Source organism: Rhizobium sp. BK379, assembly GCF_014193955.1.
Taxonomy (GTDB): Bacteria; Pseudomonadota; Alphaproteobacteria; order Rhizobiales; family Rhizobiaceae; genus Rhizobium.
Window position 1 is genome coordinate 1460057 of sequence record NZ_JACIAD010000001.1, and the last position, 21926, is coordinate 1481982.

Here is a 21926-nt window from a genome sequence, read left to right on the forward strand (position 1 = left end):
CTATGTCGTCAGTTCGCCGCCGGAGCAGGCGCAGGCTGCGCGGCCGGCGGCGGCACAAGGCCACCCGTCTGGCCGGGTACTGCAGGCTGATTGCCGTTCGAATTTTCGAAGTAGCGGAAGAACTCCGAACTCGGCGACAGAACCAGCGTCGTATCCTGCGAGGACATGGCCGTGGAATAGGCCGACATCGAGCGATAGAACTCGAAGAAGGCCGGATCCTTGCCGAAGGACTCTGCGAAGATGCGGTTACGATCCGCGTCACCCTGACCACGCAGGATTTCCGAGTCACGCTGGGCATCAGCGGTGATCTCGACGACCTGACGGTCGGCGACGGCCCGGCGGCGCTGGCCTTCTTCGTTACCCTCGGCGCGAATACGCTCGGCCTCGGCCAGACGCTCGGAGCGCATGGCGTTATAGGTATTCGGAGCCACTTCCGGCGACAGGTCGGTCCGGCGAATGCGGACATCGTCGATATGCAGGCCGAGATTTTCGGCGTCGGTGCGCAGATCGTCCCGGATTTCGAGCATCATCGCCACGCGCTCTTCGGAAAGCGCGGCATTGTAGTCGCGCAGACCGTAGACGCGGCGAAGCGAGGAATCGAGTTGCGCGCGCAGACGTGCCTCGGCAGCGTCACGATCACCCGACACCGTTTCGCGGAAACGGCGCACATCCGAGATGTTGTAGATCACGAAGGCATCGACATCGAAGGTCTGGCCGTCCTGAACCTGAACGCGGATATTGTCGAGGTCGAGCCTGAGTGCGCGCTTTTCGACATACTGCACCCGATCGGCATCCATGAAGCCGAAGGGCAGCTTGAAATAGAGGCCCGGCTCGCTCTTGACCGACTGGATCTGACCGAAGCGGACAACGATTGCCTGCTCACGCGCATTGACCACGAAGATCGACGAATAAAGAATGGCGAGAATGATCGCGAGCCCGATGAGGATTACGGGAAGTCTGTTCGATAGCATGGTTCAACCTCCCTGCCGTGCCGGTGCCGCCGGTCGATTGATCTCGTTGAGCGGCAGGTAGGGCACGACGCCCTGCTTGTCGTCGATCACGACCTTCTTGGAGTTCTTCAAGACCTGTTCCATCGTTTCCAGGAACAGGCGCTTGCGCGTCACGTCGGGAGCTTTCGAATATTCGTCATTGATGGCGGTAAAGCGCTGGGCCTCACCTTCGGCTTCCTTGACGACGCGATCCTTGTAGGCGGCTGCGTCTTCGCGGATACGGGCGGCATCGCCTCGCGCCTGGCCGAGCTTCTGGTTCGTATAGCGGTTGGCGTCCTCGATCGTGCTGTCGCGGTCGCGGCCGGCACGCTGCACTTCTTCGAAGGCATCGGCGACTTCACGCGGCGGCGCCACGTTCTGGATCGTCACACCGGTGACGGTAATGCCCGCGCCGTAACGGTTCATCGTATCCTGAACGATGTTGAGGACCTGTGTCTCGATCGGCTGACGATTGCTGCGGAACGCATCCTGTGCCGGACGGCGGCCGACGATCTCGCGCATGGCGCTGTCGGAAACCTGCTGCAGCGTCTCGGCCGGATTCTCGACGCCGAAGAGGTAGGCCTTCGGATCGCTGATCGTGTAGAAGACGGCAAACTGTACGTTGATGACGCTCCTGTCACCCGACAGCATCAGCCCGCTCGAAGAGCCGGCCGTGGTGGCGCCGATATTCTGCTGCTGCACCGTCACCTTGACCATCTCGACAGTTTCGAACGGCCAGAAGTGGAAATGCAGGCCCGGCATGGAAATTTCTTCCTTCGGCTTGCCGAAGCGCAGTTCCACGCCGCGCTCGTCCGGCTGGACGACGTAAATGCATTGGAAAAGCCAGAAGATCGCAATGACCGCGACGATGATCGCAACGACACCGCCGTTGAAACCACCGGGAACAATGCCCCGCAACTGATCCTGTCCGCGACGGATGATATCTTCCAGATCGGGCGGACCGCCCTTGCCGCCGCCACCGCCGCGTGGACGGTTCGGCCCCTGCCCCCATGGTCCCTGATTGTTATTTCCGCCGCCGCCGCCCCAAGGGCCGCCGCCGCCATTCTGATTGCTCCAGGGCATCAAAACCTCGTTGTTCGTTACGTCATACACATCCGACCGCCGTGGGGGCTACCGGCGGATGCGATGGGACCGTTATAGGTATCACCGCATCTGCTTTCAACGCGGCGTCAGAAACTTGGTCAATATAATTGGAAAATAGTTCCTTTTCAGGCATCTCGACGTTCATAAACGACGAAACGCGTGGGATAGGTATCCCTCTCCCCTGCCGGAACATCAAGACTTTCGGTCGCCACCCAGGCGGCCGCATCGATCGCCGGAAAGACAGTATCGCCATCCACATCGGCCTCGACATGCGTGATGCACATGCGATCGACGAAAGCTATGGCCTGCGCGTAGATCTGCCCGCCGCCAAGGATGGAGATTTCGTTTTCGCCCTGCTTGCGGGCGAGCGCCTCGGCCATTGTGATCGCTTCGTCGAGCGAGCGGGCCATATGAACATCGGGATGGTCGATATCGGCATCCCGCGAGATCACCACGTGCTGGCGTCCCGGCAGCGGCTTTCCGCCGAAACTCTCGAAGGTCTTGCGGCCGACGACGACGGGCTTGCCCACCGTCATCGCCTTGAAGCGCTTGAGGTCTGTCGAAAGCCGCCAGGGCATGTCACCGTCGCGGCCGATGATGCCGTTGCGCGCAACGGCGACGAAGATGGTCTTGCGGATATCGGACATCGGCCTTCCCGGCTTGGAGCATGCCACGCAAACCTGTGAAGCGGTCCGCGGTCACGACATGCGAAACAGAAACCTGAAGCAGGCGATCTGAAAGATCGCAACACGCTTTAGACGGCGATCGGCGCCTTGATACTGGCATCGGCCTCATAGCCGACGAGCTCGAAATCCTCGTAGACGAAGCCGAATATATCCTTGACGTCGCGCTTGATCACCATGCGCGGCAGCGCATGCGGCTGGCGCGTCAGCTGCAGTTTCGCCTGTTCGAAATGGTTGTGGTAGAGATGCGCATCGCCGAGCGTATGGACGAATTCGCCATATTTCAGCCCTGTCACCTGCGCCACCATCATCGTCAGCAGCGCATAGGAAGCGATGTTGAAGGGGACACCAAGGAAGATATCGGCCGAGCGCTGATAGAGCTGGCAGGAAAGCTTGCCGTCGGCCACATAGAACTGGAACAGGCAGTGACAAGGCGGCAGCGCCATCTCGTCCACTTCGGCCGGGTTCCAGGCCGAGACGATGTGACGGCGCGAGTTCGGATTCTTCACAAGGCCTTTGACGAGATTGTCGATCTGGTCGATATGGCCGCCATCCGGCGCCGGCCAGGAGCGCCACTGGGCACCGTAGACCGGTCCGAGATCGCCGTTCTCGTCGGCCCATTCGTCCCAGATGCTGACGCCGTTTTCATGCAGGTAGCGGATATTGGTCTCGCCCTTGAGGAACCACAGTAGCTCGTGGATGATCGAGCGCAGATGCAGCTTCTTCGTCGTCAGCACCGGAAAGCCGGCATCGAGATCGAAGCGCATCTGGTGACCGAAGACCGAGCGCGTGCCGGTACCCGTACGGTCGCCGCGGTCGGTGCCGTTTTCCATCACATGGCTCAAGAGGTCGAGATATTGCTTCATGGTCGCCACCGATTCCTTTTGCGCCTAATTTAAGGGGAAAACGGCCGCAAACCAATGCGCGTTGCTGATTATCCAAGCAAAATCGCTGGAAAGCACGAAGCTTTTGTGACGTATCCCCTTTCCTTGCGATCACAAAAACACTATATCACCCGTGCCGGCTTTCGGGCCGGCTATGGCGATAAACGGGCGATGGAATAAGCCTATTGGACCCGGGGGCGGTACCCGGCGCCTCCACCAAAAACAGACGGCTTCCCTGATGGGAAAAGGACTGCTTTTGATGGGGGCGAAATAGGATCGACAAGGGTGTAAAGATCGACTTTTTGCTCGGCATGATACCGCCGTTATCGGGTCACAAGTGTAGTTGCAAACGACAACAACGCTAAGGAATACGCTCTCGCTGCCTAATGGCGGTGTGAGAATTCCGAACTAAGCCCTTACGGTTAGCCCCGTAAGGCGGGGTCCGAAGGCACCTGGCAACAGAAGCCTTCACCTTCTCCCCTTTTTCGACGAAATCATGTATGCTGATGGGTGCATGAATCGGCTTGCGCCTTTCCCAAAGCGGCCGGACGTGCCATAGAAGTTCGTGAAAAGACTTCCAAACCGACGAAAGACAGGAAAAGCATGGGGCAGGATCATATCCGCTACGACATTCTGGCACAGGACGCGTTGCGCGGTGTCATCCGCAAGGTCTTGACCGAAGTCGCAACGACGGGCCGTCTGCCCGGCGACCATCACTTCTTCATTACGTTTCTGACCGGTGCTCCCGGCGTGCGCATCTCGCAGCACCTGAAGTCCAAATATCCCGAGCAGATGACCATCGTCATCCAGCACCAGTTCTGGGAACTGAAAATTACGGAATCCCACTTCGAGATCGGCCTGTCCTTCTCGGACGTGCCGGAAAAGCTCGTCATTCCCTTCAATGCCATCAGAGGCTTCTACGACCCCTCGGTCAATTTCGAGCTGGAGTTCGATGTACCGCTGAGCGATGGCGAGGAACTGCCGGCAGCCGAGATCACCGCCTATCCGGTCGATGCAGCCAAATCCGAGGATGCGGCGGCAAAACCTGCCGTGGAAGGCGAGGAAAAGAAACCGGGCTCGGTCGTTTCACTCGATTCTTTCCGCAAGAAACAGTAATGCCAAGGGAGGCGAAAGCCTCCCTTTTTCTTTCATGACGGAGGCAACCGCATGAGCGCCGAAATCGTCAACCTGCGCCAGTTCCGCAAGCAGCAGGCTCGCTCCGAAAAGGAGAAGCAGGCAGAGCAGAACCGTATCTCGCACGGCCGTACCAAAGCTGAAAAGCAATTGACCCGTGCCCTCAACGAGAAAGCCGAAAAGGTGCTCGATCAGGGCCGGATCGAAGACGACAAGACCTGATCGCCGACGCCTGAAAGGCTTGGGCGATCAAACAGATGCGATTCCTTACTGAATCACTTTCTCAATCAAGACGAAGCAGGGCCGATGATCCGCAAACATTCGGCGACGTTGCACGGGCACCGCACCAGTTTTTCGCTGGAAGATGAGTTCTGGACCGAGTTGAAGGCGATTGCCGCGAGCCGCTCCATGCCGCTCGCGGCACTGATATCAGAGATCGACGATAACCGCATGCCCGACAGCAACCTCTCCTCGGCATTGCGGCTGCACGTCTTGTGCTGGCTGAAAAATGCCGCGGCGAACGCCTGATTGGGCGTGTTTGACCGCCGCCCTTTTTACTGCGCCTGAACGCCTGGCAGCTGATCGAAATTGAGCTGGCCGGGCGGCGACGGTCGTTCGGTCCGGCGGGCAGCCTCGGCCTCCGACGCAGCCCTCGCCTCCGCCTCCGCCTTGGCACGCGCCGCCGCTTCAGCCGCTGCCTTCGCCTCGGCTTCGGCCTTGCGCTGAGCCGCATCCTGCGCCAGAGCCCGCAGCCGCTGTTCTTCTGCCTGCCGCTGCCGCTCGATCTCGGCAGCTGCAACCCGCTGGGCGTCATTGAAGCGATAGAGCGCCACCTCGCGCCGCAGCCGCTGCTTCTCCAACACGTTGGCCTGCAGGCGTTCGACGCGCCGCCGCTCGCGCTCGAAGGCACGCAGCGAAAGATAGCTGGTAATGTCGGTCACATCCATCGTCTTGCCGGGCGAAGCCAGCAGGCCGGAGAAGTTCAGGCGGATACCCGGCTCCGCGCCTGAAAGCGCCTCGGCGCCAGGGTTGAAACCGATGCCGAGCGTTGCGCTGATACGCTGCTGCGGCAGCTCGATCTGCGCATCGGCGCTCAGATGCGCCAGATCGTTGGAGACACTGACGTTCTGGATACGCAGCGTACCGTCGGTCACGTTGAAGGGAATACCGAGTGGCGGCAGTTTTGCCTCGCCGTTGTTCAGCAGCGTCTCGACGATCGGATGCACCTTGCCGGCATTGATCTGGTCCTGCATCGGATCGGTCGCAGCCAGAAGCGGCGCCAGGATCGCAAGGTTCAGCCCGCGAACGCTCGTTTCGCCAAGCCGGATTTCACCCGAGCCGTTCAGCGAGCTCGCAATCTCCGAAACCGTCTTGCCCGAGGCTTCGAGCGCCAGAGACATGCCGAATTTTCCGTTGGCGACAGGTGCGCCGTCGCGCGGCCAGATGACGCCGCCGAGATCGGAATCGGCAAGTGCCAGTCGCGACTGCAGGAAGCCCGTGCCATTGGCATTGGTGAAGAGCAGGTTGCCGGAGAGTGTGCCGCCGTCCCAGTTGCCCGCAATGTCGTTGAGCTGCAGCTCATCACCCTTGTAGGCAACATTCGAGCTGAAATCGTTCACAGCCGTGTTGAAAACACTCGGCCAAAACTGCTTGGCTGTGAGCTTCAGATTGACGTCGAGATCGCGGAAGAGCGGCATGCCAAGGGCTGCCGTCGTCAGCTGGCCATTGGCGGGATCATTGATCTGCCCGAACACGGCCTCCCCGAGCCAGCCGAGATCGGCCGTGGAAAGCGCAAGCGCGCCGCTCGCCGTCGTCTTTGCCGCCTTGCGATCGAAGGTCAGCGCACCGGCAAATTCGTTGTCGGCCGCGTGCCCGTTGAGATCGGCCAGCACCACCTTGTCGGCATCGATGGTCGCATTGGTTTGGAGCTTGAAGGGCAGCCCGGTGCCAAGCTCGGGCAGCGCAATGCCGTTCATGACCAGATACGGGTCGAGATCGGCACTTTCGAGCGACACGGCGACCTTGCCGTTCATGAAAGTGTCAGGCCGAACGTCGACCTTGCCGTTTGCCGTAAACGAGGTCCGATCGGTCGCAAAGGTCAGCGCGGCGTCGGCGGGATCATTGTCGGTCGCCGTCACCTTCAGCGTCATGCGGCCATTGGCGCCGGCATCGACCGGTAGCGGATCGAGGCCCGCCTGCCCGAACAGGATCGACGGCACGGCATTGTCGAGCGTTGCCTCCAGCGTCGTCGTGCCGTTGCCGGTCAGCGCCAGCAAGTCGGACATGCGGTAATCGAGATTGACGCGGCTGCCGTTCGAAACGCCCGCGAGCGTCACCGCCAGCGCATCGCCATCATCGCCGCCGAGCGTCAGCGCACCGCGCAGCGCCGTATTGCCATACCAGCCCGCATTGCGCACCAGCCGGTCCATGACGGGATGATGCGGCAGGTGCTCGCGCAGCATGGCGAAGAAGGCGCCGGGATCGGCAGCCTTGAAGGTGATCTCACCGGTGCCCTTATAGTCGAGCAGCGATCCCTCCGCCTTGCCCGTCGCCGTCAGTTCGGCGCCAGCAAGGTTCTTGATCGCCAGCCGGTCGACTGAAAGCGCCCCGTCTGCGAGCGTGAAAGTCGTTTCGACATTGTCGGCCTGCACGCCGAAGGCGGTGAACTTGTCGGCCTTGAGCTGCGCGGCGATCTTGTGATCGAGCACGTTGTCACCGGCATCCTGGCCGGTAAAGAGACCGGTCAGCGCCCTCAGCGCATCGAGATCGAGTGAATCACCGTTAAGCGCAACGGAAAGCGACGGTGTCTGGCCGTTGGTCGCCTGCCGCTCCAGGCGCCCCCTCAGCGTCGCGGCACCGATCGCGATCTCCAGATTCTCGAAACGCTGCAGATCGTGCGTCAGGCTGACATTGGCGGAGAAACCCGCCTGCCTTAGTTGGCGGATCGCCGGATCGACCGAACCTGCCAGCCAGGAAGCAAGCCCGGTCGGCTGGTTGGAGGCAACCACCATCTGACCGTTGAAGGACGGTTCGCCCGTAAGCGTCAGCTTGCCCTTGCCTTCCACCTGCGTGCGGCCGGGCAGCGTGCCGACAGCACTGTCGATCATCCAGCCGTTGCCGGCAGGCTCCAGTTCCAGAGCCACGTCGCGGATCGTCGTATCGCCCGCAACGATCGCCGGCAGGCGCACGGTCGCCTTGCCCGGCACCTGCGGGATCGGCACCTGGCCGACAATTTCAAGCAGCGAATTCAATCGCTGACGTGCCGAAACCGCTGGGTCGCGGTTGGTCTTGCCGGCGGCACCCTGATTGCCGATACGGTTGACGTCGATTTGCTGTCCATCGGCGGTCAGCAGGAATTCCGGCGCCTTTCCGGTATCGAGCGTCGCCTCGCCGGTGATCACATAGGGGTCGCTGGTGGAGCCGACCTCCATGCGGTATTCGGGAATGCGGATGCGGTCGTTGGTAAGCTCGAAACGACCCTTGAGGCGCGGCGGCGCCTCCCCTTTTTCAGTCTTGCCCTCGCTGCTCTCGATCGCGGCCGAGAGCGTGCCCTGGTAATTCGGCCGGCTGTCGACGAGCTTGAGTTCACCGTCGAGATCGATGCTGACGGGATGTTTGTCGGGCGCAAGTCGGGTGCGCACGCGCAGCACGCCGTTTTCGTCCGGCTGGTTGCTGGCAATCGAGAAGCTGCCATGCTCGCCGTCAAGCGCGCCGTCGCCCTCGATGCGCCAGGGACCGGCGAGCGACTTTGCCGACATCTCGGCATTCAGCCCGGTTACATGGCGCGAACGGCCGGATTGATCATCGATGAACTCGATCTCGCCGCCGCTGACATGGACATTTTCCAGAACCACCGTCTTGGCTGGAATTTCCGGCTGACTGCCGCGCATCCAGTCCAGCGAACCGTCCTTCAGGAGCCGCAGCTGCACCTTGGGATTGACCACGCGCATGTCGAAGATCAGCGCTTCGCCCGAAAGGAAGGGCGCAAGCTCGGCATCCATGGAGAACTGCTCGACCTGCACGACCGGCGTGCCGTCTTCCTCCTGGCCGACGCGCACGTCATGCAGCGTCACAGAGGGAAACGGCAGCAGCCGAGCATCGACCGTGCCATGCACAGTCACCTTCTTGCCGATGATGCGGCTTGCCTGATCCTCGAAATTCTTCCGGAAATCCGTCCAGTCGATGAATAGCGGTGCCAGCAGCGCCACGAAGAGCACTACGACGATCACTCCTCCTAGAAAGACGAGGAACCGGCCTATCAAGTCAGGGATTCTCCATTCGGGATTCTGTTGCCGACACTAGCGCTATTCATGCCGGGGGCAAGGGCCAAGATCATGAGATTGTTCCATTTTCAGCCCAGATGAAAAATCTTGCCGGGATTGAGGATATTGTCCGGGTCGAGCGAGCGCTTGATCTGGCGCATCAGATCCACCGTACCCCCGAGCTCCTGCTCCAGAAATGCCATTTTCCCCTGCCCGATCCCGTGTTCGCCAGTGCATGTCCCGTCCATTGCCAGCGCCCGCGCATTCAGCCGGGCGACGAATTCCTCGGCCGTCGCGATGTCCGCGGCGCTCTTGTCGTCGAACAAAAGCTGCACATGGAAGTTCCCGTCGCCCGCATGGCCGACGATCGGCGCCAGCAAACCATTTGCCTCGATATCCGCCTGCGTTTCGGCAACGCAATCCGCAAGCCGGGATATCGGAACACAAACATCGGTCGAAAGTACGGCAAGCCCGGGCGCCAGCGCCCGCACCGACCAATAGGCATCGTGACGCGCCTTCCAGAGCTTCGTGCGCTCCTCCGGGCTCGACGTCCACTTGAATTCACCGCCGCCGCATTCGGCCGCAATCTCGGCAAAGGCGGTCGATTGCAGCGCCACCGTCTCGTCCGTGCCATGGAATTCGAGGAAGAGCGCCGGGCTCTCCTCATAGGGAAGATTGGCATAGGCAATGCTGGCGCGCATCTGCAGCGCATCGACAAGCTCGATACGCGCCACCGGAATGCCCATCTGGATCGTCATGATCACGGCGTCGCACGCCGCTTTCACGCTCGGGAAGGCACAGACACCACCGGCGATCTTCTGCGGAATGCCGTGCAGCCGCAGCGTCACCGAGGTCAGAATGCCAAGCGTACCTTCCGCCCCGACGAAGAGCCGCGTCAGATCGTAACCCGCCGACGACTTGCGGGCGCGGCGCGCCGTGCGAATTTCCTCGCCGGAGGCCGTCACTGCCGTCACGGCAATCACATTGTCCTTCATCGTTCCATAGCGCACGGCATTGGTGCCGGAGGCTCGCGTCGAGGTCATGCCGCCGATCGAGGCATTGGCGCCGGGATCGATCGGGAAGAAAAGGCCGGTATCGCGCAGATGGGTGTTCAGCGCCTCGCGCGTGACGCCCGGTTCGACCGTGCAGTCGAGATCCTCAGGATTGACTTCAAGCACTCGATTCATGCGGTTGAAATCAATGGAAATGCCGCCATTCGGCGCGTTGACCTGCCCTTCGAGCGAAGAGCCGGTGCCGAACCCGATGACCGGCACCTTATGATCGGCGCAGGCCCGCACAGCGGTCTTCACATCGTCGGCCGTCTCGGCAAAGAGCACGCCGTCGGGCAGCTGGGCGGGAATATAGGTGGTCGTGTGCGCATGCTGGGCGCGAAAAGCCTGGCCGGTCTGGAAGCGCTCTCCGAAGCGCTGTTTCAGGATACCGGTGACGGCCTCGATACCCGCCTCGTTTCGCATCCCAGCCTTCGCGTCGCGCAGTGCCATGCCCTTGATCTCCCTGCATTCCACAGCCTGCTACAGCATCTGTAGCAGGCCGGGTATGAGGCAAGTCAAAGCGGCTGTCCAGCCAAGATTCAGGGAAGATTTCATCCCATCCTTGTTGTGGGGATCGCGGGCGGGTTCAGCCGCGCAAAGCCCTCCTGCCGATAATAGGGGAAATAGGGATAGGGCGGTGTCACGGCACTGACGGCATCCAGCCGCCCGATCTGTTCCGGCGTGAGGCTCCAGCCTACCGCGCCGAGATTTTGGCGAAGCTGTTCCTCGTTGCGTGCGCCGATGATGACGCTTGAAACCGTCGGCCGGCCGATCAGCCAGTTGATGGCGATCTGCGGCACCGTCCTGCCGGTCTCGGCGGCAATCTCGTCCAGCACGTCGACGATATCGAAGAGCCTTTCGTCATCGACAGGCGGGCCGTGTTCCGCCGTCTGATGCAGGCGGCTTCCCTCGGGCAAAGGCGCACCGCGGCGGATCTTGCCGGTCAGCCGGCCCCAGGCGAGCGGGCTCCAGACGAGTGCACCGACCTGCTGATCAGCGGCAAGTGGCATCAGTTCCCATTCGTAATCCCGTCCGGCGAGCGAATAATAGACCTGATGGGCCACGTAACGCGGGTAGCCATAGCGCTCGGAAAGCCCGAGCGCTTTCATCAGCTGCCAGCCGGAGAAATTGGAAACACCGATGTAGCGAACCTTGCCGGCAGCCACGAGCCCATCGAGCGTCGCAAGCACCTCTTCGACAGGCGTCGAGGCATCGAAGGCATGAAGCTGCAACAGGTCGATATAGTCAGTGCCGAGCCGGCGCAGCGCATCCTCGGTCGCGCGGATCAACCGCGCCCGCGAGGTGCCCCAATCATTCGGCCCCTCGCCCATCGGCAGCGCCGTCTTGGTCGAGATCAGCACGGAGTCGCGCTTTCCGGAAATCGCCTGCCCCAGCACCTCCTCTGAAGCACCGGCCGAATAGACGTCCGCCGTGTCGAACAGCGTCACACCCGCCTCCAGGCAGATATCCACCATCCGCCGCGCCTCTTGCGCATCCGTCGTGCCCCAGGCACCGAAGAGTGGACCGCTGCCGCCAAAGGTGCCGGCCCCGAAGCTCAGCACCGGCACTTTCAAGCCCGATGCGCCCAGATTTCTGTATTCCATGGTTCGATCTCCTGTTTCCCAAAGAGATAGACCCGGCCGGAACGATGATATAGATTGCCTTAGAGCATATCATCTGTGATTTGAATTCATCATGAGCCGTCAGGACATCAATCGATCGGGCGAAATGGAAGTCTTCGTCAGCGTCGTCGAACGCGGCGGTTTTTCCGCTGCCGCGCAGGCGCGGCGCATGACGCCATCGGCCGTCAGCAAGCTGGTCGCCCGGCTGGAGACAAGGCTCGGCACCCGCCTCGTCAACCGCTCGACGCGCAAGCTGCAGCTGACACCGGAGGGATGCGCCTTCTATGAGCGCAGCGTGGCGATCCTTGCCAACATATCGGAGGCGGAGCGTTTCGCTTCGGCGGGAGAACAGGCGGCCGGCCGCATCAGCATCAACACCAGCGGTTCCTTCGGCAATCATGTTCTGGCCCCGCTCGTCCCAGCCTTCCTCGCCGGGCATCCGGGGGTGACGCTCGATATCACCCACACCGACAAGGTCGTCGATCTGCTGGAAGAGCGTGCCGATGTGGCGATCCGCGCTGGACCGCTGAAGACATCGAGCCTGATCGCGCGCAAGCTCGGCGCCGCCAGGAAGATCATCGTCGCCTCCCCCGATTATCTCGCGCAATATGGCGAACCGCATTCAGCCGCCGAACTCCAAAACCATCGCCGCATCGGCTTTTCCTATGCTCGGGCGCTGGAAGGCTGGCCGATCCTGGAGAACGGCGGGGAAATCACCATTCCCCTTACCCCGGGCCTGCAGGTCGGCGATGGCGAGGCCATGCGTTATCTGGCGCTCTCGGGCGCCGGCCTTGCCCGCATGACGGAATTCACCGTGCGCGCCGATATCGCCGCCGGGCGGCTCGTTCCCCTGCTGGAAGACCTCAATCCCGGCGATGTCGAGGAATTCTACGCAGTTTATATCGGCCAGGGCGGGCCACTGCCGGCCCGTGTTCGCGCCCTGCTTGATTTCCTCGCGAAACACACCCGCCTTTAGGGGCAAAGGGCCAGATTCTGCAATTGACCCTTTGGCTGCCGCGTGCCTATACCGGGTCTGCGCTTGCCGGCCCTCAGCCGGCCTCTTCATGCTGCCGGGGCCTCCTCCCGCCTCCGCCTTCGGGCTCGCTCCGGTCGAAAAGTTCGGGGATCACAATTTTGGACGCAAGCAGCTTCCAGCAGAAAGCGAGCCTGCCCAAATGGGCATTGCTGCTCGTCTTGTCCGCCATTCTTGTCCTGTTCCTCGAACTCTTCGCCCTGCCCGCCTCGCTGCTGATCGGCCCGATGGTCGCGGCAATCGTTCTCGCCCTTACCGTCAGCAAGGGGCAGTTGCGCGTCCCCTACTGGCCGCTGCAATTCGGTCAAGTGCTGGTCGGCCTCCTGATGGCGCGCAACATCACGCCCGATATCCTCGGAACCATGGCCAAGGATGCGCCGCTCTTCTTCGTCTTCATCGTCTCTGTGGTCGCCATTGCCGCCGGTCTCGGCTGGCTTTTGACACGTTGGCAGGTTCTGCCCGGCACGACGGCTGTCTGGGGCTCCACGCCCGGCGGCGCCTCGGCGATGGTCATCATGTCCGAGGCCTATGGGGCGGATGCCCGCCTCGTCGCCTTCATGCAATATCTGCGCGTTGTCTTCGTCGCCGTCGGCGCCTCCGTCATCTCCCGTCTCTGGGCCGCCGCCGATGGGCAAGAGCCGCCGCCGGTCATCTTCTTCCCGCCGGTTGACTGGCCGGCCTTCGCGATCACGATCATCTTCGCCGCCCTTTGCTGCTACGGCGTCTTCCGCTTCCGCATCCAGGGCGGCAATATCGTCATCCCGCTGATCGGCGGAGCCGTTTTGCAAGGTTTCGGCCTGCTGAAGATCGAACTGCCGACCTGGATCCTGGCGCTCAGCTACGCGCTGATCGGCTGGAGCATCGGCCTGCGCTTTACCCGCTCGATTCTCGAACACGCCGCCCGCGCCCTGCCCCGTGTTTCCGCCTCCATCATCATCCTGATGGCACTCTGCGGCTGCATGGCCGTCGCCCTCCACAAATTCGCCGGCATCGACCCGCTGACGGCCTATCTCGCCACCAGCCCCGGCGGCGCCGATTCCGTCGCCATCATCGCCGCGTCGAGCGATGTCGACGTGCCCTTCGTCATGGCCATGCAGACCGGCCGCTTCATGATGATCCTGTTGATCGGCCCGGCTGTCGCCCGCTTCGTCGCCCGCCGCTCCGGGCTTGCGGAAAACGCTGCTTGAGCATCAAGACTCTCGGCAGCCCGCAGCCACTCAACGACCGCTGAAGCGTTGCCTCGCGGCCTCCGTAACGGGTGTATAGAGCGCCACGCGGGTTCCCTCCGGGTCCGAGAACTGGACCGTGCGATTTCCCCACGGCATGTCCCTGGGCTCATGCACCACCTCGACATGATCCTTGAGCCGAGCGAATTCAGCGTCGACATCAGACACCATGAATTCAAGAATGGCGGTTCTGTTGGCCCGCGGCTCCGCACTGCCCTCTTTGAACAGGGCGACCGTCTCCACGCTCCCTATCGCCACGACGGCCCCGGGTGTGACGATCTCGGCAAAGACGGGAGCAAGCCACTCCGCGCGATAGCCCGTCACGAGCTCATAGAAGGCCACCATGCTTTTAATATCCGAGGCGACAAGACGGGTGGATGCGAGCTTCATCAATTTCTCCTTCAGGCGTAACGATCTCTTTGCCCGCTCTTGTGACATAGTCATCCTGCCAGCGTTGTGGCAGCAGGAGTCACCAGCATGCGGAAAGCGGAACGGCTTTTTCAGATCATCCAGATACTTCGAAGATCAAACCGTCCGGTCACCTCGGCACAGCTTGCCGATGAACTCGAGGTCGCGCGACGTACCGTCTATCGCGACATCGCTCATCTGATCGGCCAGCGTGTTCCCATAGAAGGGGAAGCGGGGTTCGGTTACGTCCTCGATCCGCAATACGACATGCCGCCACTAATGCTGACACCAGAGGAAATCGAAGCCGTTCTGCTCGGCGTCCAGATGGTTGCAAAACTGGGTGACCCGGCGATCACGAATGCCGCCAGAGATGTCATCGCCAAGATTACCGACACGGTACCCGACGACCTCCTTCCGTTCATCGCCGAACCGGCAGTCGGCCTGAAGCCCGAGGAGGTCACCAACAGCCTGACGTTCGATACCCGCCCGGTCAGGCGGGCGATCAGGGAGGGGCGAAAGATCGACCTCGAATATCGCGCAGCCAGTGGCGAGATAAGCCACCGCATCGTGTGGCCGGTGCTTCTGGGCTATGCAGACACGCATTGCCTCCTGATCGCGTGGTGTGAATCGAAGCAGGCCTTCCGCCATTTTCGCACCGAACGCATCCTCGACTTCGAGGTTCTCGAAGAGACTATCGGCGTATCCAGAGGCAGGTTGAGACAACAATGGCTGCATTGGCGTGAAACCGAACTATCCCGTTTGCGCGCTGCTCGGTGACTGGCGGTCTGCGGAAAGCGCCGTCTAAATGCGGGGACCCATCAAACTGCGTGGCCTTCGAAACAGGCTCTGAATTGTCCCGCCTATGCCTGACTAGCCGCGGGCCCGGTTATTCCCTAGACTGGCTTAATGAACATCACTGTGCTGAAAAATGGATAACACCGGACTGTCTCTCGACCGAATGCGCACCTTTGTTCGCGTGGCCGAGCGCGGCAATCTGTCTTCTGTGGCAAGGGAGCTCGGTATCGGTCAATCAACCGTGACGCGGCACCTCAATGAACTCGAGGAGGCAGTCGGCGTACCTCTCCTCAGCCGAACCACGCGTCGCGTCATCCTAACCGATGAAGGCAGCCGCTATTATAGCAGCTGCCTTCAGGTATTACGCCTGGTCGAGCAGGCTGCCGAGGAAGCCAGGAATGCCCGTCGGGCGGCTGCAGGCGCTGTCAGGCTTTCATGCACTGCAGCGCTTGGCGTGATGCACATCACCCGCCTCATCTTCGAATTTCAGGACCAGCATCCTGATATCAGCGTCGATCTCAACCTGACCGACGAGCGCATCGATCTGGTTCGCGAGGGCGTTGACGTGGCACTGCGGCTCGGACCTCTCACCGACAGTTCCATGAAGCTTCATGCGCTCGGAAAAAGCCATCGGCTGATGGTCGGCGCTCCCGCTTATTTCTCCATCCATGGGCGGCCGGAGCGACCGGACGATCTCTCGCGATACGAAACCGTCATAATGTCCAATGTGGCCGGGAGCGATCAGATTGCTCTCTCCTCCCGCCATGGCGCAATGTGACGGTTCCAGTCAACGGGAAGCTGCGCGTCGATCACGGGCTTGCGGCGCGCGAAGCCTTGGCCGCAGGACGCGGCATCGGCCCCGCTCACCTTTGGCTGGTCCACGATCTCCTGGATCGCGGTCGGCTCGAGGCCGTGCTCGAAGACTATCGTCCGGCGTCCGTGCCGCTGAGCCTGCTCATCGTGCCCGAGCGTTCAGCCATTGCCCGTGTCCGCCTTCTCACCGACTTTCTTGTCGCCGAGATCCCCAAACTGCCGGGAATCCGCCCATCATGACTCAGAGCCCGAACGATTTCTTGTCGCCGCGCCAGCCCGTGGTGCGAAGATACTGCTCCCAGTCGAGTGTATCGGGATCCAGTCGGCGGCTCCATTCCAGGTCATGCCCCTTGCCGAAATAGCCGTATTCGACGGCATACTCGACCATCCCGACAAGCTCTCGCACGAGGAATTCGTTGGCGGCAAACTCCGGAAAATACTGCAGCAGGCCATCCCTGGTGAAAGCGTTTCGATATTCTGCCCTGAGGCCGGTTACCGCTCGGAAAGTCTCGACCATCTCCCGGGGCGAGATGATATCGCCGACAACAGGCAGCGTTTTCCCGTTGTATCGCTCGGGATTTGAGAAGATTTCGAGCACGACCGGCCCGGTCGCCGTCAGTGGATCGACGAAAGGCGCCCGGAAATCTTCCGGCAGATAGATCGGCAGCACGAGCGTGTCGCCTTCCATACGCGGCGGATAATATTCGAGAAGGTTCGTGTAGAAGAATGCCAGCATGACGAAGGAATGCGAGATCGGCAGACCGCGAATATAATCTGCAACGCGTGCCTTGTCGGTGAAGTGCGGAGCAAACTTCGTCCCGCCCGAGATCGCATCGACATTTTCGAGCGTGCTGAACACGATATGTCCGACGCCTGCCTCAACCGCGGCATCCGCCAGCTGGCGGCCGATAGGAGCCTCTATCGTTGCCGGCGGTGTAACGGGCGGCGTCATCAGGAACGCCCCGTCCGCGCCTTCGAAGGCAGCGACGAGATCTTTCTGGAAGCCGATCTGGAGAGGAACGGTTACAATTTCAGCTCCAAGCTTCTCCAGGCTCAAAGCCTCGGGTGAATCCTTTTGTCGGGTCAGGGCGCGCACGCGGAAACGCCCGCTGCGAAGGAGCGTCGTTGCGACGCTGCGACCCTGTTTGCTGGTTGCACCGACAATTGCGATAAGTGGCTTATCATTTACAGACATAGTTGCGCCTTGAACCTTTTCCCTGTCGCTCGCCGCAGACTGCGTAGCCAAGCGTCATTTCGGGGAGAGCATTCGGCTGATGCCGCTAGCTCCAACTCGGGAGCAAGTTATCTCATCAGGTTTTCTTGCTGTAGGCATGCGCAATGCATATGATAATGCCGTTTTCTGGATAGATGCCACGGCTTCACACGTCAGTATCAGCGACTGAACGGGCCAGTCTCTGTCGTATAAAGACGTTGAAGCCCCGCCCATCGCCCGGGCGTTACCCCATAGGCCTTCTTGAAATGCCGGATGAAATGCGCCTGGTCGGCAAAGCCGGTAGCCGCCGCCACATCGGCAAACCCCTCGCCCTCGCCCATCAGCGTCTTTGCCTGCTGCAGCCGCCGCATCAGCATGTAGCGATGCGGACTGGTGGCGAAGGCCGTGCGAAAATGCCGTGACAGCGTGAAGCGGTCGAGGCCGGTAACGGTCTCCAGCTCGCCGGAGCGCACCGGCCGCAGTGCATGTGCCTCCAGATAGTCGCGCGCTGCCCGCACCTGTTTCCACGCAACCGCGCCCAGCGCACGGCGGCGCACCTGCGAATGCCGCGACAGGCCGCCTGCCACGCGGCTGACGAAGTCGTCGACGAAGAGGTCGTCCAGCTCCCGGTCGAGCTCGCCGAGTGCGGCAAGCAACACCTGCGCCAGCGCCCCATCGGCAATGACCGGCTGGTCGACGAAGGGAAGGCCGATCTTCTCTGCCGCCAGACACTCCATCAAGAGCGCCGGCTCCATGTAAAGCATGCGGTAGTGAAGGCCTGCCTCGGTCGCTGCCCCGCCGTCATGTTCCTCGTCCGGATGCAAGACGATCACCTGGCCTGGCATGCTGAAGCGCCGCTCGCCGCGATAGGTGAAGGTCTGCACGCCATGAAGCGTGACGCCAAGGGCATAGGTATCGTGCCGATGCGGCTCAAAAACATTGCCCGAAAACTGCGCCTCGATACGCTCGATGCCTGGAAAGGCAGGCGCAGTCAGAATGCCGCTGCCGGCAGGTGCCGCCAGCATGCCGCTGCCCACGGGCGCGGTCAGAATGCCGCTGCCCCCCTGCGGCGCGCACAAACGTTCAAGACCCTCGAAGACCTGCGGCGTTAGATCCTGGCTCAACGCGTTTCGATACCTTGATGAGAGAGACTGGAATGTTTGATACCAAAATTGCGATCGTCCTGCGAAACAATCTTGCCGGCTGGCAGAAGCTGAATGTCACGGCCTTCCTCTCGACAGGCATTGCCGGGCAGTATCCTGAGATCATCGGCGAGCCTTACAAGGACCGCGCCGGCAACCTCTACAACCCGCTATCCATCCAGCCGATCATCGTCTTGTCGGCCGACGAAGCGACGATATCGACGATCCATCGCCGCGCGCTGGAGCGCGACGTGACCTCTTCCGTCTTCATCGAAGAAATGTTTGCAACCGGCCATGACGTAGCCAATCGCGCTGTCTTCGCCGAATACGCCCCCGATGACGCCAAGGTGGTCGGCATCGCCCTGCGAGCCGACAAGAAGATCGTCGACAAGATCACCAAGGGCGCAACGATGCAGCATTGAGGCAATCGGCGGAAACGAAAAAAGGCCGGGCGATGACCCGGCCTTTTGTCGTCTGAAGGCGACCGATCAGCCCTGCGTGATCGGCGCGATCTGGATTTCGACGCGGCGGTTCTGCGCGCGGCCGGCTTCGGTCGCGTTGGAAGCAACCGGCTGCGACGGGCCAAAGCCGACGGCCGAAACGCGGCGCTGGTCGATGCCCTGGCTGCCGAGATAATCGGCAACGGACAGCGCGCGGCGCTGCGACAGATCCTGGTTGTGCTGCAGGCTGCCGGTAGAGTCCGTATGACCGTTGATGTCGATAAGTGTCCGGTTGAACTTACGCAGCACGATCGCCACCGAATTCAGCGTCGGATAGAAGCCCGCCTTCACTGCGTCCTGGTCGACGTCGAAGGTGATGTTCGACGGCATGTTGAGAATGATGTTGTCGCCCTGGCGGGTGACCGAAATGCCGGTGCCTTCGAGCTGGGCACGAAGCTCGGCTTCCTGCTGGTCCATGTAGTTGCCGATCGCGCCGCCGGCGAGCGCGCCGATGCCGGCGCCGATCAGCGCCGCGTTGCGCTTGCCATGGCCGCCGCCGCCGACGGCGACGCCGACGAGAGCACCGCCAAGCGCGCCAAGGGCAGCACCGCCAGCGGTATTGGATACCTTCTGCTCACCAGTATAGGGATCGGTCGTCGTGCAAGCTGAGAGGTAACTCGCCGCAACGGCCAGAAGGATGAATTTCTTGATCATGGACAGGAGGTTCTCCGTTCGAAGCTGGTGCGAGCAGATATTAGGGAATGCGGCAACAAGATGAAGATACCAATCTGATAAGCCAAATTCCCCATGGGAAACATCGGTCTGTTGCAGCCGCGCACCGATATCACCAGCTTTATTGGCAAACCGCAGGTCTTCAGTCGAGGCCGCGACGTTTGGCATAGGCCGCCCGTGCCTCGTCCATGCGTGCGGAGTTTGCAACGACCCACTCGGCAAGCCCCCGAACCGGATCCAGGAACTCCCGGCCGAGATCCGTCAGCGCATACTCGACCTGCGGCGGTGTGGTGGGCGTGACGGTCCGGGAAACAAAGCCGTTCTCCTCCAGCTCCCGCAATGTCGATGCCAGTACCTTCTGGCTGATTTCGCCCACTTCGCGACGCAAGGCGTTGAAGCGGAGCGGACCGTGACCCAGCACACGCACCACCAGCAAGCTCCACTTGTCGCTGATGCGCGCCAGCATGCGGCTGATGTGATCGCAGGCGTGAACCTGCCCGCAGTCTTCGGCGCCCTCGCAGCCAGCGGTTTCCTCGTGGTTATCTGGTTTCAATAAAGTGCCTCCTTGTGCTGCTCCACGAACCATCCGTAATCTGGTTACTGTTGGAAACCAGCATACAGGAGGTTACTATGAATTCTAAGCCCCGTATCGCCGTTATTATCGGCTCTACCCGCCCCACCCGTTTCGCCGATGCCCCGGCACAATGGATACTGAAACAAGCTCAGGCACGTGACGACTTCGACGTCGAGCTGGTCGACCTGCGCGATCACCCGCTCCCCTTCTTCGAGGAAATGGCATCTAACTTCTGGATGCCAAGCCAGAATCCGGAAGCGGTGCGGTGGCAGGAAACGATCGGCCGCTTCGACGGCTATATCTTCGTCGTCGCCGAATACAATCATTCGATCACCGGCGTTCTCAAGAACGCGCTCGACCAGGCCTACAAGGAATGGATGCGCAAGCCGTTCACCGCGATCGGCTATGGCGGCACGGGTGCCACGCGCGCGGTCGAACATCTGCGTGGGATCGGCGTCGAGCTCCATATGGTCTCGACCCGCAGTGCCGTGCATATCGGCGGCAGCGACTTCATGTCGATCCACCCGGCCTTCGGCAACAAGCCGATCGAGGAGATCGAGGCGAACCTGCTGCCGACGGCAAAGGCAGCCCTCGACGAACTGGTCTGGTGGGCCAAGGCAACGATGGCCGCCAAGGCTGCCTGAAGCCAAAGAAAACCGCGCGGCGAGCATCGCTGGCCGCGCGGCCGGCACTACAAAACCGAAATCAGAAATTCTGGAAGAGCTGACGAACCGTGTCGTAGGATGCGTTGGCGATATTCAGCGATTGCAGACCGAGCTGCTGCTGGGTCTGCAATGCCTTGAGTTTGCTCGATTCCGTCTCCATGTCGGCATCGACGAGGCGGCCGATACCCGTGGTAAGATTGTCGGACAGGTTCTTGGCGAATTCGTCCTGGATGCTGATGCGCTTTTCCAGTGCGCCGAAAGCCGAACCGACGGTCGTCAACTGTCCGAGCGCGGCATCGACGACGCTGATCATCTCGTTCAGGTCCTGTTTGCTGGTACTTGCCGTCAGGCCGATTTCCACCTGGCCGGCCGTGTTGCCGTTCTTGCTCTTCGTCAGCACCCAATTCTGCGCCGCGCCCAGTTCGCTTGCGAAGAAGTCGGAAGTCAGAACGCCATATTCGCCGGTGCCGCCTGCCCGGTCGTCGATCACATAGCGTGCATCCTTGGAGGAGGTCGCGCCGCTCGGCGGGATATCGATATGATAGCTCAGCATGCCCACCGATACCGTCCCGTCCGAATTGCGGATGAAGGAGGCCGGGATCTGGCGCGGCTGCGTCGGCGTCGTCGTATTGTCGAGGATGATCCAGTTGTCGTTGTTGAAGCCCGCACCCTCGGAAACGCTGCGCAGCTGCGCCTTCAACTGCTCGAGCTCTTCACCGATCTTTGTCTTGTCGACGCCCTGCTCGGTTGCCGCCACAAGCTTTGCCTTGATCTCGGTGACGACGTCGACGACGCTGTCGACGCCCGCCGATGCTGTACCCATGGTGGCAGCCGCCATGCCGAGGGCATCCTGAATGGCGGAAAGCGCCTTGTTGTCGTGGCGAGCTGTCGTCGCAACCGACCAATAAGCGGCATTATCTTTTGATTTTTCGACGCGCAGACCTGTCGTGACATGGTTCTGCGTCACCGTCATGTTCCGATTAATATCACGCAGCACATTAAGCGCCGCATCCACGGAGGTGCGCTGATAAATACTCACGGTACGAACTCCAAAAACACAACAAGACGCAACACAACAGGATGTACCGAAATCAAGCGGACGCTCATGTCCGCCGTCGCTGGAAAATCAGCGCAGTGGCCTTCGGAAAAACTGGG

At 61.3% G+C, this 21926-nt stretch carries 21 protein-coding genes, 1 other RNA gene and 1 pseudogene; 10 read left to right on the top strand and 13 right to left on the bottom strand.

Features of this window, described 5'->3' with window-relative positions:
- Positions 1-8: 8 nt before the first annotated feature.
- The 4 genes from FHT93_RS07575 to FHT93_RS07590 all read right to left on the bottom strand — a co-directional run bounded on the left by FHT93_RS07575 (position 9) and on the right by FHT93_RS07590 (position 3642).
- Positions 9-971, bottom strand: a complete 963-nt coding sequence (locus tag FHT93_RS07575) for a protease modulator HflC (RefSeq protein ID WP_018115665.1) — start codon at positions 969-971, stop codon at positions 9-11.
- A 3-nt stretch (positions 972-974) separates the two neighbouring features.
- On the bottom strand, positions 975-2072 hold the full coding sequence (gene hflK, locus FHT93_RS07580; protein WP_112969551.1) for an FtsH protease activity modulator HflK: 1098 nt from the start codon (positions 2070-2072) through the stop codon (positions 975-977).
- Positions 2073-2218: 146 nt separating this feature from the next.
- Positions 2219-2740: a dihydrofolate reductase gene (locus FHT93_RS07585; protein WP_018115667.1), complete on the bottom strand. Its 522-nt coding sequence runs from the start codon at positions 2738-2740 to the stop codon at positions 2219-2221.
- A gap of 107 nt (positions 2741-2847) precedes the next feature.
- Positions 2848-3642, bottom strand: a complete 795-nt coding sequence (locus tag FHT93_RS07590) for a thymidylate synthase (protein WP_112541303.1) — start codon at positions 3640-3642, stop codon at positions 2848-2850.
- A gap of 114 nt (positions 3643-3756) precedes the next feature.
- On the opposite strand from FHT93_RS07590, the gene ssrA reads away from it, so the two are divergent.
- From ssrA to FHT93_RS07610, 4 genes are all read left to right on the top strand, one after another.
- Positions 3757-4133, top strand: a transfer-messenger RNA (tmRNA) gene (gene ssrA / locus FHT93_RS07595).
- A 130-nt stretch (positions 4134-4263) separates the two neighbouring features.
- Positions 4264-4776 carry an SspB family protein gene (locus FHT93_RS07600; RefSeq protein WP_018115669.1) on the top strand — a complete coding sequence of 171 codons (513 nt, stop codon included), beginning with the start codon at positions 4264-4266 and terminating at the stop codon, positions 4774-4776.
- Between the two features lie 51 nt (positions 4777-4827).
- The gene (locus FHT93_RS07605) at positions 4828-5016 is read left to right on the top strand and encodes a DUF4169 family protein (RefSeq protein WP_018115670.1); all 189 of its coding nucleotides are present in this window, start codon (positions 4828-4830) and stop codon (positions 5014-5016) included.
- Between the two features lie 84 nt (positions 5017-5100).
- Complete coding sequence (locus tag FHT93_RS07610; protein ID WP_018115671.1) at positions 5101-5322, top strand: ribbon-helix-helix domain-containing protein; 222 nt, start codon at positions 5101-5103, stop codon at positions 5320-5322.
- Positions 5323-5348: 26 nt separating this feature from the next.
- On the opposite strand, the gene FHT93_RS07615 is transcribed toward FHT93_RS07610, so the two are convergent.
- The 3 genes from FHT93_RS07615 to FHT93_RS07625 all read right to left on the bottom strand — a co-directional run bounded on the left by FHT93_RS07615 (position 5349) and on the right by FHT93_RS07625 (position 11712).
- A complete protein-coding gene (locus FHT93_RS07615) occupies positions 5349-9056 on the bottom strand; it encodes an AsmA family protein (RefSeq protein ID WP_183846944.1) in 3708 nt (1235 codons plus the stop codon).
- Positions 9057-9145: 89 nt separating this feature from the next.
- Entirely contained in the window at positions 9146-10558 is a 1413-nt protein-coding gene (locus FHT93_RS07620) for an FAD-linked oxidase C-terminal domain-containing protein (protein WP_183846946.1), read from the bottom strand.
- A 101-nt stretch (positions 10559-10659) separates the two neighbouring features.
- Positions 10660-11712 carry an aldo/keto reductase gene (locus tag FHT93_RS07625; RefSeq protein ID WP_183846947.1) on the bottom strand — a complete coding sequence of 351 codons (1053 nt, stop codon included), beginning with the start codon at positions 11710-11712 and terminating at the stop codon, positions 10660-10662.
- A 91-nt stretch (positions 11713-11803) separates the two neighbouring features.
- Between FHT93_RS07625 and FHT93_RS07630 the strand changes: the two genes are divergently transcribed.
- Positions 11804-12706: a LysR family transcriptional regulator gene (locus FHT93_RS07630; RefSeq protein WP_113210703.1), complete on the top strand. Its 903-nt coding sequence runs from the start codon at positions 11804-11806 to the stop codon at positions 12704-12706.
- Positions 12707-12855: 149 nt separating this feature from the next.
- Complete coding sequence (locus FHT93_RS07635) at positions 12856-13950, top strand: AbrB family transcriptional regulator (RefSeq protein ID WP_183847573.1); 1095 nt, start codon at positions 12856-12858, stop codon at positions 13948-13950.
- Between the two features lie 30 nt (positions 13951-13980).
- Here FHT93_RS07635 and FHT93_RS07640 read toward each other — a convergent pair whose 3' ends face one another.
- On the bottom strand, positions 13981-14379 hold the full coding sequence (locus tag FHT93_RS07640; protein ID WP_113204834.1) for a VOC family protein: 399 nt from the start codon (positions 14377-14379) through the stop codon (positions 13981-13983).
- A gap of 87 nt (positions 14380-14466) precedes the next feature.
- Between FHT93_RS07640 and FHT93_RS07645 the strand changes: the two genes are divergently transcribed.
- Positions 14467-15174 carry a YafY family protein gene (locus FHT93_RS07645; protein ID WP_183846949.1) on the top strand — a complete coding sequence of 236 codons (708 nt, stop codon included), beginning with the start codon at positions 14467-14469 and terminating at the stop codon, positions 15172-15174.
- A gap of 151 nt (positions 15175-15325) precedes the next feature.
- Positions 15326-16245: pseudogene (locus tag FHT93_RS07650) on the top strand (LysR family transcriptional regulator).
- A 1-nt stretch (position 16246) separates the two neighbouring features.
- On the opposite strand, the gene FHT93_RS07655 reads toward FHT93_RS07650, so the two are convergent.
- Together FHT93_RS07655 and FHT93_RS07660 are read right to left on the bottom strand one after the other, a co-directional pair.
- Complete coding sequence (locus FHT93_RS07655) at positions 16247-17200, bottom strand: NmrA/HSCARG family protein (protein WP_183846951.1); 954 nt, start codon at positions 17198-17200, stop codon at positions 16247-16249.
- 197 nt (positions 17201-17397) lie between these two features.
- Positions 17398-18342, bottom strand: coding sequence for an AraC family transcriptional regulator (locus tag FHT93_RS07660; RefSeq protein ID WP_183846953.1), 945 nt, complete (start codon positions 18340-18342; stop codon positions 17398-17400).
- 32 nt (positions 18343-18374) lie between these two features.
- On the opposite strand from FHT93_RS07660, the gene FHT93_RS07665 reads away from it, so the two are divergent.
- Positions 18375-18782: a DUF2000 family protein gene (locus tag FHT93_RS07665; protein WP_018115682.1), complete on the top strand. Its 408-nt coding sequence runs from the start codon at positions 18375-18377 to the stop codon at positions 18780-18782.
- Between the two features lie 66 nt (positions 18783-18848).
- Here the strand turns inward: FHT93_RS07665 and FHT93_RS07670 are convergent, their stop codons facing one another.
- Positions 18849-19514, bottom strand: coding sequence for an OmpA family protein (locus FHT93_RS07670; RefSeq protein WP_018115683.1), 666 nt, complete (start codon positions 19512-19514; stop codon positions 18849-18851).
- Between the two features lie 160 nt (positions 19515-19674).
- A complete protein-coding gene (locus tag FHT93_RS07675) occupies positions 19675-20085 on the bottom strand; it encodes a helix-turn-helix domain-containing protein (RefSeq protein ID WP_112541291.1) in 411 nt (136 codons plus the stop codon).
- A gap of 77 nt (positions 20086-20162) precedes the next feature.
- Here FHT93_RS07675 and FHT93_RS07680 point away from each other — a divergent pair, with 77 nt between their 5' ends.
- Complete coding sequence (locus FHT93_RS07680) at positions 20163-20750, top strand: NAD(P)H-dependent oxidoreductase (protein WP_112541290.1); 588 nt, start codon at positions 20163-20165, stop codon at positions 20748-20750.
- A gap of 61 nt (positions 20751-20811) precedes the next feature.
- On the opposite strand, the gene FHT93_RS07685 is transcribed toward FHT93_RS07680, so the two are convergent.
- Complete coding sequence (locus FHT93_RS07685) at positions 20812-21810, bottom strand: flagellin (protein WP_018115686.1); 999 nt, start codon at positions 21808-21810, stop codon at positions 20812-20814.
- Positions 21811-21926 lie beyond the last annotated feature (116 nt).